Genomic DNA, 13,285 nt, shown 5'->3' with positions numbered 1-13,285 from the left:
GTGTGACAAATGACAATGAGAGAACATGAAAAGCTAAATTATGTTGAATATGCAGCATTTGATCTAACACAAACCAAGCGTTTTTTTACTCAAGTATTTAATTGGCAGTTTACCGATTACGGGCCTGATTATTGTGATTTTACTGAACAGGGCATTGATGGTGGTTTTTATCGAGCTGATAAAAAGTCAGTGCAGGCACAAGGTGGAGCACTGTTGGTTTTTTACAGTAACGATTTAGTGCAAACGCGAAATAAAATCGTCAAAGCGGGTGGGGAAGTGACTCAAGATATCTTTGATTTTCCAGGCGGCCAGCGTTTTCATTTTACTGAACCAAGTGGTAATGAGTTTGCTGTCTGGAGTGATAATAAGGTTGATAATTAACTGTACCTACTAGGATGTAGGTACGTTATTTCGCAGTTCAAGTAACATTTGATAAGCACTTTCAGCTGACATATGGAAAGGGTCGAAGCATGGCCCACCTGAATATTTTAAATTAATTTTGCTGGTTAATTGGGATTCGGGTACGTAGCCCATATTCCATTGCTCGAATTCTCTATTGGTTATTTCTTTATAATCGAGCAGGATAATATTTTGATGCCTTGGGTCATTGAGAATTGCGCGGTAGGTCTCATTGACATCAGTGCGTGAGCCTTCCAAACATTGTAAAAAGAACTTTCGATTAAAACATAACAAGCCTGTGACATTACATTTCGCATTATTTAGCTTTGCCCCAAGTAGAATATCTTTGATGTCTTGCGGTTCAAATACAGGTGAAGCCTGACTGGCGTATATCATACGTACCAAAAACATAGTCCATTACTCTTTTTCATCTAAGTGGCTAAATGAGTCTAGAAAGCTTTGGTAAAAAAGCCAATTTACTTCAGTGCCAACAAGCGTTTGATGAACTTATCTGCTAATTCATTACTAGGGGCATTCAGTTCATATTTATTGTGGAAAAAAATATGCAGCTCAGTTTGCTTATCTGTTAAATACAGGTTGTAGCCGTCAAAATCTGACTGCGCGTAAAAACCTTGATAACTAAAGCCATCTGGCGTCTTATCACCATTTTTTGAAATCAAATTGAAGGCCTGAAGCACTTTGTGAATATCGATACTGTTTTTCATGATAAAGCCCATTAGCTATTTACTAAAAACATACGTATTTTTAAGCTGTTAACGATCAATTAACCGATTAAAATGGCCTGTAGAATTAGCCTAATTTTGATCTTAGGCTACAAGGCTGACGTAACTTAAACTATATATCATCTAAGAATTATCATTTGGCAAATGCTATGAAGGAAAACGCACCTGTACTCATTACCGGTGGTGCCCAAAGAATTGGTTTAGCAACAGCTAAACTTTTGCACCAGCAAGGAAATAAAGTGGTGATCACTTACCGAACGCCTAAAGATAGTCTTGAAGCACTTGAGGCGATGGGCATCACATGCATTCAAGCTGATTTATCGAGTACAGATGGGGTACAAAGCCTTATCAATGAAGTGAGCAATCGTTATTCGGCGCTCAGTGCTATCGTCCACAATGCATCGGATTGGATGGCGGAATCAGATGCAGACGATCTAGATGTGTTAATGCATAACATGTGGCAAGTACATGTTGCAGCGCCATACAAACTTAATTTAGCGCTTGCGCCTTTGCTAGATAAAGCCGCTGCTACAAAAGGCTACGCTGATATTATTCATATGACAGACTTCGCTGCGCAAAATGGAAGCAATAAACATATTGCTTACGCAGCAAGTAAAGCAGGCCTTGCAAACCTCACCTTATCATTTGCCAAAAAATTAGCACCAGCGATTAAAGTGAACAGTGTTGCCCCTTCTTTGTTAGCTTTTAACAAAGGTGATACAGATGAGTATAAACAGACATCACTTAAAAAGTCGCTACGCGGTATTGAACCGGGTGTAGAAGAGGCGGCTAATGCGATTTCATTTATTTTAAATAGCCAATATTACACTGGGCGCATCATTGAATTAGATGGTGGGCGTCACCTTGTTTGCGGTGGAGATAAAAAATGAGCATGACGATTAAGGAAGTCAGTGAGTTAGATACCTGCACACATTCATCTTATGCGCTAAAAGTACGACAAGCCCTGATTGAACAAGGCTTAGAAACACCAATGTTAGCGAACGGTTTAACTGAAAGTGAGAAACTCGGGCGCATTGAATCGGCAATGACAGATATTGTCACTACACTTGGCTTAGATTTAGCAGACGATAGCTTACAAGATACTCCCAAACGCATAGCAAAAATGTATGTGCAGGAGATTTTCTCTGGGTTGGATTATGACTATTTTCCAAAAATTGCCCTTATCGAAAATAAGATGCAAGTTGATGAAATGGTTAAAGTGGCTGATATCAGTTTAACCAGTACATGCGAGCATCATTTTGTCACCATAGATGGTTTAGCCAGTGTGGCTTATATCCCAAATAAAACCGTGATCGGATTATCCAAAATTAACCGTATCGTACAGTTTTTTGCTCAACGCCCTCAGGTACAAGAAAGGTTAACTCGACAAATAATGGTGGCACTACAAACCTTGCTCGACACTCAAGATGTAGCGGTTGTGATCAATGCGACGCATTATTGTGTTAAAGCTCGTGGAGTGATGGATGCAAACTCATCAACGCGCACTTCTGCGTTTGGCGGTGAGTTTAAAGACGATGTACATTTGCGCCAAGAGTTCTTGGCTCGCTAACTGGTGAGGTGTGAAAAAGATGAAGCAATTTACCCTTTTTTTTGACGGAAAATGTCCTTTGTGTGTTGCTGAAATGAAAAAATTAACGGGCTTTGATAAAGACAACAAGCTCAACTTAATTGATATCCAGCAAGCTAACTTTAACGAGCAGTACCCTGATATTGATAAAAACCAAGCGTCAGCTATTTTGCATGCGATTGACCAAAAAGGTGAGCTCTTGTTAGGCCTAGATGCAACCTACCATGCATGGCGACAGGTCAATCGTCACGCTTGGTTAGTTATTTTACGCTGGCCGGTTATTCGCTTTTTTGCTGATAAAGCCTATTTATTCTTTGCTAAAAATCGCTATCAAATTTCTAAGCTCTTTACCGGTAAAGCCTACTGCCAGCAGTGTGATATCAGTAACCGAAAAGATTGTAATTAGGTAAAGTAAATGAAACCTGTCATTGTCATTATCGGTGCGACCAGTGGTATTGCTGATGCTTTGCTTAATCAATATGCCAAACAAAGCAACTTGTTAGTCACTATTTCACGTCATGATATTGAAACTCGAGATAACCATGTTCACTTTTCAGTAAACTATCAAAATGGTTTACAAGATGAAATCGCCAAAAACACAGCGTTATTGAGTGATTGGCTATTGGAGCATGACGCTTATATCACTCGTGTTTTTATCTGCACAGGTATGCTACACGATAAATCAAAAGGCATGATGCCTGAAAAGAGCTTAGCTCAATGCACTGAAGCGATGTTTGTTCAGCTATATCAAGTTAATACCATCTTGCCGATAACTTGGCTGCAGTCTTTAACGCCTTTGCTCAAACACAAACAAGCTTGCGTAGTATCCGTGTTTTCTGCGCGGGTTGGCAGTATTGAAGATAACCAGTTAGGTGGCTGGCATGCTTATCGCGCCAGTAAAGCCGCACTCAATATGTTACTCAAAAATGTAGCAATTGAATGGGCGAGAACACACAAAAACTGTAAATTAGTGGCTTTTCATCCCGGTACTACAGATACAAAACTCTCTGAGCCATTTCAAAAAAATGTGCCAGAAGGTAAGTTGTTTACAACTGAATTTGTTGCTACTCAATTGCTAACGATTATTGATAATATCGAATTTGATAACCAACTGAGTTATCTCGACTGGCAAGGTAAAAGCATCAAATATTAAAAAGTTTCACCCCATTTTGATCTTTGATGCGTTTTTATGGAAAACAATAAAAGGATCGCTTATGACGTTACTAAAACTACTTTCTATTTCATCACTTATCGCATTGACCAGTGCTTGCGCAACGAGTCCAACCTACCAGATTGAACAGGCTGAGTATTCTAGTTGGGCTGGACATGGCAGTGAAAAATTTCACTACACGCGTAAAAAGACGATTTTACTCAACACTGAAACAGGTGAAACCTGGCATTTGCAGTACCACAATGACAACAAAACACGTGATGGTTATGACTGGGAAAGACTGACTCCACCTGAGCAAGTAACCCGCCCGCAAACTAAAACAGACACTACAGATAATTAACTTTGGACGTTTAGACGTCTAGACGTAGAAATAATTCCACTTTCTGCTATTATGACAACATTCACTACAGGCTAAATCGCTTTAGCCTGTTTTCTCGTGTTAATAGTTGTAGATTGAGAGTGCGTCATGCCTATTAAAATTCCAGATCAATTACCCGCGTTAAAAGTCTTGAATGAAGAAAATATCTTCGTCATGTCTGAATCTCGTGCAAAAGGGCAAGATATTCGTCCGATGGAAATTGGAATTTTAAACCTGATGCCAAATAAGATAGAGACAGAAGTACAACTGCTACGTTTGCTTTCTAACTCTGTACTGCAAGCCAATGTCGATCTGATTCGCATTGATACTCATATCTCTAAAAATACACCTGCTGAGCATATGGATGCGTTTTATCGTTTATTTGACGATATCAAAGGTAAGAAAAATTACGATGGCTTGATTATTACAGGTGCACCCCTTGGCTTGATCCCATATGAAGAAGTCAATTACTGGGACAAGATGACGGAGATCATGGATTGGGCTAAAAAGCATGTCCAGTCAACTCTTTATCTTTGTTGGGCTGCGCATGCTGGGCTGTATCATCACTTTGGTTTAAACCGCGATATTCGCCAAGACAAGCTCTCAGGTGTGTATTTACACCAGTTAACAGACCCGAAAGATCCTTTGTTACAAGGCTTTGATGATGAATTCTGGGCGATTCACTCGCGTTACGCGCAAGTGCCGCTTAGTGGTATTGAAAGCGCAGAGCAGCTTAAACCATTAGCCACTACTGAGCAGGGTGGTGCTTATTTGACTGCAACAACGGATAAGCGCATGGTGTTTATTACTGGTCACCCAGAATACGATGTTAATACCTTAAATGATGAATACAATCGCGATTTAAACGCTGGGTTAAATCCGACAATACCTGAAAACTACTACCCAGATAATGACCCAACAAGAACGCCAAGAAATAAATGGCGAGGCCATGGTAATTTGCTTATTTGCAATTGGTTAAACCACTATGTATATCAGCAAACACCTTATGACTTAGCAACGCTGGGATAATAAAAATTTAACAAAGGCCGATGATTTATCGGCCTTTTTTATTACCCTTACACAATTTAATACAACGACTCAGAGTGCTTTATGACAAAACTAACCGCACAAGATTATATTGACCAATTACAATTACTTGAGCACCCCGAAGGTGGATATTTTAAAGAAGTGTATCGCGCTGAAGGTGAAATTTATGATGAAAGTTTGCCAGAAGGCTGTGAGGATTCTCGCAGTTACTCGACGTCTATTTACTTTTTATTGAAAACTGGCCAGTTCTCAGCTTTTCACAAAATTAATCAAGATGAAGGTTGGCATTTTTATGCAGGCGATAGCCTGATCATTCACATGATTTCTCCATCGGGTGAATACTCGTATGTTACCGTCGGACAAGATATCTTTGCAGCTGAAACGTTTCAATATTTTGTACCCGCTGGCTATTACTTTGCCGCAGAACTGGCAGATAAAGATATAAACCCTGCTAACCAAACTTCTGGTTATAGCTTAGTCGGTTGTACTGTAGCGCCTGGCTTTGATTTTGCTGATTTTGTTATGCCCAGTAAAGCTGAACTCATGGTACAATTCCCGCAACACAAACAGATTATCGAGAAGTTAGGTTTTGGCGGTTAAATGCAAATTAATCGCATAAATATACAAACGCTTACGACGTCCAACGTTAACCGCAGTTTTAAACAAATTACCTAACGAGTAGTAAAAGGTTTTTATCAATGAAGCAACATCCAGCTCGTGCACAAATCGAAGCCATCTTAAAAGAGCGCATTATGATCTTAGATGGTGGTATGGGTACTATGATTCAGTCGTATGGCCTAACCGAGGAAGATTATCGAGGCGAACAATACAAAGACTGGCACCTTGATGTAAAAGGTAACAACGATATGTTATCGATTACGCGTCCTGATGTGATCAAAGAGATCCAAGGCAAGTACTTTGCTGCTGGTGCGGATATCATTGAAACCAATACCTTTAACGCTACGACCATTTCGATGGCCGATTATGAAATGGAAGCCGAATCACGCGCGATTAACGTCGCCTCTGCAAAGTTAGCAAGAGAGTTAGCCGATGAATTTACGGCCAAAGAACCTCATAAACCGCGCTTTGTCGCTGGTGTTTTAGGGCCAACATCTAAAACCGCTTCAATCTCTCCTGATGTAAACGATCCGGGTTACCGTAACATCACATTCGATCAACTTGTTGAAGCTTATGTTGAATCAACTGAAGCCTTAATTGAAGGTGGCGTTGATTTAATTTTAATCGAGACAATTTTTGATACGCTTAATGCCAAAGCCGCTGCATTTGCCGTAGAAGTTGCATTTGAGAATGTCGGTATTGAATTACCTATAATGATCTCAGGTACGATCACTGATGCGTCAGGTCGTACACTTTCTGGTCAAACGACAGAAGCTTTTTATAACTCACTGCGTCACGTTAAACCTATTTCAATTGGTTTGAACTGTGCACTTGGTCCAGATGAATTACGCCAGTACGTTGAAGAGATGAGCCGCGTATCTGATTTTGCTGTGTCTGTTCACCCTAATGCCGGTTTACCAAATGCCTTTGGTGAATACGACTTAAATGGCGCCGATATGGCGGTGCAAATTAAAGAATGGGCTGAATCTGGCTTTTTCAACATTATCGGTGGTTGTTGTGGTACATCACCTGAGCATATCTCTGAGATTTACAACGCCGTTAAAGACATTCAACCGCGTAAAATTGAGCCACGTGAAATCGCATGTCGTTTATCAGGTTTAGAGCCATTATCAATTGAACAAGATTCGTTATTTGTTAACGTCGGTGAGCGTACTAACGTTACGGGTTCTGCCAAGTTTAAGCGTTTGATTAAAGAAGAGCTTTATGATGAAGCGTTAGAAGTTGCCAAAGAGCAGGTTGAAAACGGCGCGCAAATTATCGATATCAACATGGATGAAGGCATGTTGGATTCAGAAGCTGCTATGGTGCGCTTCTTAAACCTCATTGCTTCAGAGCCTGATATCGCGCGTGTACCGATTATGATTGACTCATCGAAATGGGAAATCATTGAAGCTGGCCTTAAGTGTATTCAAGGTAAAGGTATCGTTAACTCTATTTCACTTAAAGAAGGTGAAGAGAAGTTTATCGAGCAAGCTAAATTACTACGTCGTTACGGTGCTGCGGTTATCGTTATGGCGTTTGATGAGGTTGGTCAGGCTGATACGCGTGAACGTAAGTTCGAGATTTGTAAGCGCTCTTATGATGTTTTAGTTGATAAAGTCGGTTACCCGCCAGAAGATATTATTTTCGATCCGAATATCTTCGCTGTAGCCACTGGTATTGATGAGCACAACAACTATGGTGTTGATTTCATCGAAGCCTGTAAAGACATTAAAGATAACCTGCCGTATGCGATGATTTCAGGTGGTGTATCAAACGTATCATTCTCATTCCGTGGTAATAACCCTGTTCGTGAAGCGATTCACGCGGTATTTCTTTACTACGCAATTAAAAATGGTTTAACCATGGGTATTGTAAACGCAGGTCAGCTAGCGATTTACGATGATATCCCAACTGAACTAAAAGACGCTGTAGAAGATGTTGTTCTTAACAAAGACGATGGCGCGACTGAACGATTACTTGATATTGCTGAACAATACCGTGGTACAGGTGCCGTTGAAGAAGATAAATCGGCACAAGAGTGGCGTTCTTATTCGGTTGAAAAACGTCTTGAGCATGCCTTAGTAAAAGGTATTACTGAATTTATCGTAGAAGATACTGAAGAAGCGCGTCTTAACGCAGAGCGTCCACTACACGTTATTGAAGGGCCATTAATGGATGGCATGAACGTAGTAGGGGATTTATTCGGTGAAGGTAAGATGTTCTTACCTCAGGTTGTAAAATCTGCCCGTGTAATGAAACGCGCTGTTGCTCATTTAGAGCCGTTTATTGATGCTGAGAAAACCGAAGCTTCATCAAACGGTAAAATTTTAATGGCGACAGTAAAAGGTGACGTGCACGATATCGGTAAAAACATCGTTGGCGTGGTACTTCAATGTAACAACTACGAGATTGTCGATTTAGGCGTCATGGTACCGGCTGATAAGATCTTAAAAACCGCGATTGAAGAAAAGTGCGACATGATTGGCCTGTCAGGCCTTATCACGCCATCACTTGATGAAATGGTACATGTCGCCAAAGAGATGGAGCGTCAAGGTTTTGATATTCCTCTACTTATTGGTGGTGCGACGACATCAAAAGCCCATACCGCGGTTAAGATTGAGCAAAACTACTCACACCCTGTAGTGTATGTACCAAATGCATCGCGCTCGGTATCCGTGGCATCAGCTTTATTAAGCGATGAATTAAAACCTGCCTTTGTTGAAAAACTACAAGTTGAATATGAAAAAGTGCGTGACCAACACTCGCGTAAAGGCCCGCGTTCAGAAAACGTCAGTTTAGAAGAGGCAAGAGCAAACCGTTATGTACCGAGTTTTGATGAGTACACGCCTGTTAAACCTAAGCAATTAGGCATCCAAGAATTACAAAACGTATCAATTAGCGATTTACGTTCATACATCGACTGGACGCCATTTTTTATGACATGGCAGTTAAGCGGTAAATATCCAAAAATTCTCGATCACGAATTAGTTGGTGAAGAAGCGCGTAAACTGTTTAAAGATGCCAATGATATCCTCGATATCATTGAAAAAGAGGGTAAAGTCAAAGCTAAAGGTATCTTTGGTTTATTCCCTGCAGCATCAGAAGGTGATGACATTTATGTTTATACCGATGAGTCTCGCTCAGAAGTATTAACGCGTTTACATCACCTACGTAGCCAGTCGAAGAAAAAAGACGGTCAATTTAACCGTTGTTTATCAGATTATGTGGCAAGCACAGAATCAGACATTCCTGATTATATTGGTGGCTTTGCGGTAACAGCCGGTATTGGCGCAGACGAATGGGCTGACCAAGTACTTAATGATGATCACGATGATTACACGTCGATTATGATCAAAGCCGTTGCCGATCGTTTAGCTGAAGCCTTTGCTGAATACTTACACGAGCGTATTCGTGTTGATGCTTGGGGTTATGCCGCGGATGAAAAACTTGATAACGAAGATTTAATCCGCGAACAATACCAAGGTATTCGCCCAGCACCAGGTTATGCCGCTTGTCCTGAGCATACCGAGAAAAAACGCTTATGGGATTTACTCGATGTTGAAAACCGCATTGGTATGAAGTTAACCGAAAGCTGCGCTATGTACCCAGGTGCATCCGTCAGTGGTTGGTACTTTGCTCACCCTGAGTCGAAATACTTTGCTGTGGGTAAAGTCAGCAAAGATCAAATCGAGTCTTATGCTGAGCGCACTGGTATGACGGTTGAAGAAACCGAGCGTTGGTTGCAGAGTAATCTTTCTTACGACGTGTAATTATTTTTTACTATTTAATGATGATGGATTAATCTACATCTCTTAAATATTAAGAAATGTAGATCCATAAAGTCTATTCTTATTTATTTTTTGATATAGCTTAATTATTTTAATGGAGCATTGAAGCTCGGTATATATTTTCATTGAAAACTAGGATTTCAAAGATATGAAGCTTACTTACATAGCATTACTATTCACAACAATTTTGTTAAGTTCCTGTATGAACAAAGATGAATATTATTGTTTCATTGATGAAGCCTATCCTGGTAGCAAGCTTTGTTATATAAATACAGGGAATGAAGAAAAGAATAATCACGTAAAGAAAAAAGTTATAGCTTTCCATAAGGAGCCATTAAAACATGCCACAATTAGGGAAGATCTGGCAAAGTCTGTTCCATCTATAGTAGAGTTTGAGAATAGCTTAAATCAGTATCACAAAAAAAATAGTGCTAAAGTCGTTGATTTTGTAATAACAATAGAAGAGTACAGTGCGGTATTCTTCAAAGGTGAAGACTATCCAAAACTATTTTTCAGTCATAAAGATGATTCTTTTATTTTCTTCAATAAGATACCTGATGAACTTGCTGGTCTATCAATGTATCATGAAAAAAACCAACATTGGGCTCTATTGTAATTCCGCATTCTAATTGCAACCTCCAGAGAGGTGGAGCTCTTTTTATCTCCCCTCCGAAGGAATCATTCTATTTCTCAGATCAAAACTCACTTACATATTGTTCATATAATGGAATGTTCATTTATGATGATGCAGATAAAAGATATGAGGAATATGAATGTAGATTAATATTTACTCGATTTATGGAAGCAGGGAGAGGTAGTTTCTGTGGGGAATCTGCTCAACATTTAAATTGGCTTGCAGTTTGTCATCAAGAGTATGGCAAAGAGGATTGTTAGTTTACCCGAGGTTTATTTGAGCCTATTACCTGGATTAATTTAAATTACTCGCTGACAAATATTATTGAAAATTGATAGTCACCATTTTGATAAAGATACCAAATTTTTTACTAAAGCAAACAAAGGTGACTTAGATATGCTATACCAATTATTATTAACTTCTTAGAATTTTAGTTAAATCTTAAAGTTAAACTTCCTTTGAACAAAAAAACAGCTGTTGACGCTTGGTTTATTTTTGTGCCAGTGTAGTACGTAAATAAACCGCCTGTTTCATCTGAAATAGCGCTGATAATAAAAAGGAAGTTTAATGAAACCCAGTTTAAAACCCGCTAACCCTAATTTTTCTTCAGGCCCTTGTACTAAGCGCCCCGGCTATGACTTAGCGAAATTATCGACTGAATCTTTGGGTCGTTCTCACCGAAGTAGTATAGGTAAAGACAAACTTAAAAAAGCCATTGATGAAACAGCTCGTTTGCTTGAATTACCTGAAGGTTACAAGGTGGGTATCGTTCCAGGTTCGGATACCGGAGCGATGGAAATGGCGATGTGGTCACTTTTAGGTGAGCGCCCTGTTGATGTCTTTGCATGGGAGTCATTTGGCTCGGGCTGGGCGACTGATGTGGTTAAGCAGTTAAAACTTGATAATGCCAATATTTATACGGCTGATTATGGTCAGTTACCTGATTTTAACCAAGCTAATCAAGCGCATGATGTGATCTTCACTTGGAATGGCACAACGTCAGGTGTCAAAGTCGCTAATGCAGATTGGATTGAAAATAACCGCCAAGGTTTAACTATTTGTGATGCTACCAGCGCGGTTTTTGCAATGGACATGCAGTGGGACAAAATTGATGTCGCGACTTTTAGCTGGCAAAAAGTCTTGGGCGGTGAAGGGGCGCACGGTGTGCTTATTTTAAGTCCGCGAGCGGTTGAGCGTTTAGAGTCTTACACGCCATCTTGGCCAATGCCAAAAATCTTCCGTTTAACCAAAGGCGGTAAATTAATTGATGGTATTTTCAAAGGCGCAACCATTAATACGCCATCGATGTTATGCGTAGAAGATTATTTAGATGCGCTTAATTGGGTTGATGAAATTGGTGGTTTATCAGCAGCGGTTGACAAAAGTGAAGCTAATTTAGCCGTTATTGAAAACTTTGTAGAGGCGAATGATTGGATTGATTTTCTTGCCCAAGAAAAGGCAATTCGTTCGAACACCAGCGTTTGCTTGGAGTTAAAGGCCGATGCAGAGCAAGTCAAAGTCATGACTAAGTTACTCGATGCTGAAGGTGTGGCTTATGACATCGGCGCTTATCGTGATGCGCCTGCAGGGCTACGTATTTGGTGTGGTGCAACCGTCGAAACACAAGATTTAGAAGTGTTATTACCTTGGCTTACTTGGGCTTATCAAGAGGCGACAGCTTAAAGGCTGTGCTGTTGTAAAAGTTATAATAATCATCAATGGAAGAGACAATGAAAACGATCAGAACTTACAACAATATTGCAGCTAAAGGTATTAATACCTTCCCACAAGAACAATACCAAGTATCAGCTGATGTTGCAGAGCCAACGGCTATTTTATTACGCAGTCACAAGTTACACAAAGAAATTATTCCAAAGTCAGTACTGGCTATAGCGCGTGCAGGTGCTGGGGTTAACAATATTCCGGTGAGAGATTACACCAAACAAGGGATTGTTGTTTTTAATACCCCAGGTGCCAATGCCAATGCAGTTAAAGAGTTGGTACTGGCGGGCTTACTATTGTCATCTCGCGGCATTAGCCAAAGTATGAGTTATGTCGACTCGTTGGCTAATGAAACCGATCCTCATGCGTTACACAAAAAAGTTGAAGCAGGTAAAAAGCAATATGGCGGTGCAGAGTTAGAAGGTAAAACACTGGGAGTTGTCGGGCTTGGGGCGATTGGCGCGAAAGTGGCTAATCTTGCTTTAAGTTTAGGTATGAATGTTATTGGTTACGATCCAAAGCTTAGTGTTGAAGCTGCGTGGCGTTTATCAAGTAAGGTGAGCCGAGCGGAGAACTTAAACTCGTTATTAGCCCGCTCTGATTATGTGACATTACACGTACCTGTAGTTGAGGCGACAAAAGGCTTTATGAATGAAGAGACATTTTCAGCAATAAAGTCAGGCGCTAAATTAATTAACTTAGCTCGTGGGGAGTTAGTTGAAGAAGCCGCTGTTATTCAAGCGCTGGATACTGGAAAGTTAGATGCTTATGTAGCCGATTTTCCGAGTAAGGCGCTGATTGCTCATGAAAAGGCTATTTTATTCCCGCATTTAGGTGCCAGCACTGTTGAAGCAGAAGAAAATTGTGCTGTGATGGGCGCCAAACAACTCATCGACTTTTTAGACAATGGCAACATTGTTAACTCTGTTAACTTCCCAACTATTTCGATGGAACGTACATCCGGTTATCGCATCACTTTTGCAAACGATAACGTGCCAAAGGTTTTGGGTAGTGTGCTCAATTTACTAGCTGATTTAAATATTAATGTATTAGATATGGTCAATAAAAGTCGAGATGACATTGCTTATACTATTCTTGATATTGAGCCAGAGCCTAATGATGAATTACTTGCAGCAATTGCAAATATTGAACATGTATTTCACGTTAGAAAGGTCTAGTGCTTTTTAGTATTGGGCAAGTATAAAGAAAAAAGG

The 13,285-nt window shown here is 40.1% G+C and carries 14 protein-coding genes; 12 read left to right on the top strand and 2 right to left on the bottom strand.

Annotation, left to right across the window (positions count from 1 at the left end):
* The first annotated feature begins 15 nt into the window (after window positions 1-15).
* Window positions 16-381, top strand: coding sequence for a VOC family protein (locus HR060_RS01045; protein WP_217434843.1), 366 nt, complete (start codon window positions 16-18; stop codon window positions 379-381).
* 9 nt (window positions 382-390) lie between these two features.
* Here the strand turns inward: HR060_RS01045 and HR060_RS01040 are convergent, their stop codons facing one another.
* The gene (locus HR060_RS01040) at window positions 391-810 is read right to left on the bottom strand and encodes a BLUF domain-containing protein (RefSeq protein ID WP_174198398.1); all 420 of its coding nucleotides are present in this window, start codon (window positions 808-810) and stop codon (window positions 391-393) included.
* Between the two features lie 65 nt (window positions 811-875).
* Entirely contained in the window at window positions 876-1,124 is a 249-nt protein-coding gene (locus HR060_RS01035) for a DUF3081 family protein (RefSeq protein WP_174198397.1), read from the bottom strand.
* Between the two features lie 167 nt (window positions 1,125-1,291).
* Here HR060_RS01035 and folM point away from each other — a divergent pair, with 167 nt between their 5' ends.
* The 11 genes from folM to HR060_RS00980 all read left to right on the top strand — a co-directional run bounded on the left by folM (window position 1,292) and on the right by HR060_RS00980 (window position 13,249).
* Window positions 1,292-2,032 (top strand): dihydromonapterin reductase, encoded by a 741-nt coding sequence (folM, locus tag HR060_RS01030; RefSeq protein ID WP_174198396.1) that lies wholly within the window; start codon window positions 1,292-1,294, stop codon window positions 2,030-2,032.
* Between the two features lie 2 nt (window positions 2,033-2,034).
* A complete protein-coding gene (gene folE, locus HR060_RS01025; RefSeq protein ID WP_246283042.1) occupies window positions 2,035-2,712 on the top strand; it encodes a GTP cyclohydrolase I FolE in 678 nt (225 codons plus the stop codon).
* 19 nt (window positions 2,713-2,731) lie between these two features.
* Window positions 2,732-3,136, top strand: coding sequence for a thiol-disulfide oxidoreductase DCC family protein (locus HR060_RS01020; protein ID WP_174198394.1), 405 nt, complete (start codon window positions 2,732-2,734; stop codon window positions 3,134-3,136).
* Between the two features lie 9 nt (window positions 3,137-3,145).
* Complete coding sequence (locus tag HR060_RS01015; RefSeq protein WP_174198393.1) at window positions 3,146-3,883, top strand: SDR family NAD(P)-dependent oxidoreductase; 738 nt, start codon at window positions 3,146-3,148, stop codon at window positions 3,881-3,883.
* A gap of 61 nt (window positions 3,884-3,944) precedes the next feature.
* Entirely contained in the window at window positions 3,945-4,241 is a 297-nt protein-coding gene (locus HR060_RS01010) for a hypothetical protein (RefSeq protein ID WP_174198392.1), read from the top strand.
* A 126-nt stretch (window positions 4,242-4,367) separates the two neighbouring features.
* Window positions 4,368-5,288, top strand: a complete 921-nt coding sequence (locus HR060_RS01005; RefSeq protein ID WP_174198391.1) for a homoserine O-succinyltransferase — start codon at window positions 4,368-4,370, stop codon at window positions 5,286-5,288.
* An 81-nt stretch (window positions 5,289-5,369) separates the two neighbouring features.
* Window positions 5,370-5,906, top strand: a complete 537-nt coding sequence (locus HR060_RS01000; RefSeq protein ID WP_174198390.1) for a cupin domain-containing protein — start codon at window positions 5,370-5,372, stop codon at window positions 5,904-5,906.
* A gap of 98 nt (window positions 5,907-6,004) precedes the next feature.
* Window positions 6,005-9,697, top strand: a complete 3,693-nt coding sequence (metH, locus tag HR060_RS00995) for a methionine synthase (RefSeq protein WP_174198389.1) — start codon at window positions 6,005-6,007, stop codon at window positions 9,695-9,697.
* A gap of 220 nt (window positions 9,698-9,917) precedes the next feature.
* Window positions 9,918-10,331, top strand: coding sequence for a hypothetical protein (locus HR060_RS00990; RefSeq protein ID WP_174198388.1), 414 nt, complete (start codon window positions 9,918-9,920; stop codon window positions 10,329-10,331).
* 585 nt (window positions 10,332-10,916) lie between these two features.
* Window positions 10,917-12,032 carry a phosphoserine transaminase gene (locus HR060_RS00985; protein ID WP_174198387.1) on the top strand — a complete coding sequence of 372 codons (1,116 nt, stop codon included), beginning with the start codon at window positions 10,917-10,919 and terminating at the stop codon, window positions 12,030-12,032.
* Between the two features lie 47 nt (window positions 12,033-12,079).
* Window positions 12,080-13,249 (top strand): phosphoglycerate dehydrogenase, encoded by a 1,170-nt coding sequence (locus HR060_RS00980; RefSeq protein WP_174198386.1) that lies wholly within the window; start codon window positions 12,080-12,082, stop codon window positions 13,247-13,249.
* The last annotated feature ends 36 nt before the right edge of the window (window positions 13,250-13,285 follow it).

It is taken from the genome of Marinifaba aquimaris (assembly GCF_013328345.1).
Classification (GTDB): domain Bacteria; phylum Pseudomonadota; class Gammaproteobacteria; order Enterobacterales; family Alteromonadaceae; genus Marinifaba; species Marinifaba aquimaris.
The sequence above is the reverse complement of the archived record's forward strand: the minus strand, read 5'-3'. Positions and strand labels throughout refer to the sequence as shown.

Coding starts and splice junctions, on each gene's coding strand:
- HR060_RS00990 (WP_174198388.1), top strand. CDS start 9,918: ATGAACAAAGATGAATATTATTGTTTCATTGATGAAGCCTATCCTGGT.
- HR060_RS01045 (WP_217434843.1), top strand. CDS start 16: ATGAGAGAACATGAAAAGCTAAATTATGTTGAATATGCAGCATTTGAT.
- HR060_RS01035 (WP_174198397.1), bottom strand. CDS start 1,124: ATGAAAAACAGTATCGATATTCACAAAGTGCTTCAGGCCTTCAATTTG.
- HR060_RS01000 (WP_174198390.1), top strand. CDS start 5,370: ATGACAAAACTAACCGCACAAGATTATATTGACCAATTACAATTACTT.
- HR060_RS01010 (WP_174198392.1), top strand. CDS start 3,945: ATGACGTTACTAAAACTACTTTCTATTTCATCACTTATCGCATTGACC.
- HR060_RS01005 (WP_174198391.1), top strand. CDS start 4,368: ATGCCTATTAAAATTCCAGATCAATTACCCGCGTTAAAAGTCTTGAAT.
- HR060_RS00985 (WP_174198387.1), top strand. CDS start 10,917: ATGAAACCCAGTTTAAAACCCGCTAACCCTAATTTTTCTTCAGGCCCT.
- folM (WP_174198396.1), top strand. CDS start 1,292: ATGAAGGAAAACGCACCTGTACTCATTACCGGTGGTGCCCAAAGAATT.
- HR060_RS01015 (WP_174198393.1), top strand. CDS start 3,146: ATGAAACCTGTCATTGTCATTATCGGTGCGACCAGTGGTATTGCTGAT.
- metH (WP_174198389.1), top strand. CDS start 6,005: ATGAAGCAACATCCAGCTCGTGCACAAATCGAAGCCATCTTAAAAGAG.
- folE (WP_246283042.1), top strand. CDS start 2,035: ATGACGATTAAGGAAGTCAGTGAGTTAGATACCTGCACACATTCATCT.
- HR060_RS00980 (WP_174198386.1), top strand. CDS start 12,080: ATGAAAACGATCAGAACTTACAACAATATTGCAGCTAAAGGTATTAAT.
- HR060_RS01040 (WP_174198398.1), bottom strand. CDS start 810: ATGTTTTTGGTACGTATGATATACGCCAGTCAGGCTTCACCTGTATTT.
- HR060_RS01020 (WP_174198394.1), top strand. CDS start 2,732: ATGAAGCAATTTACCCTTTTTTTTGACGGAAAATGTCCTTTGTGTGTT.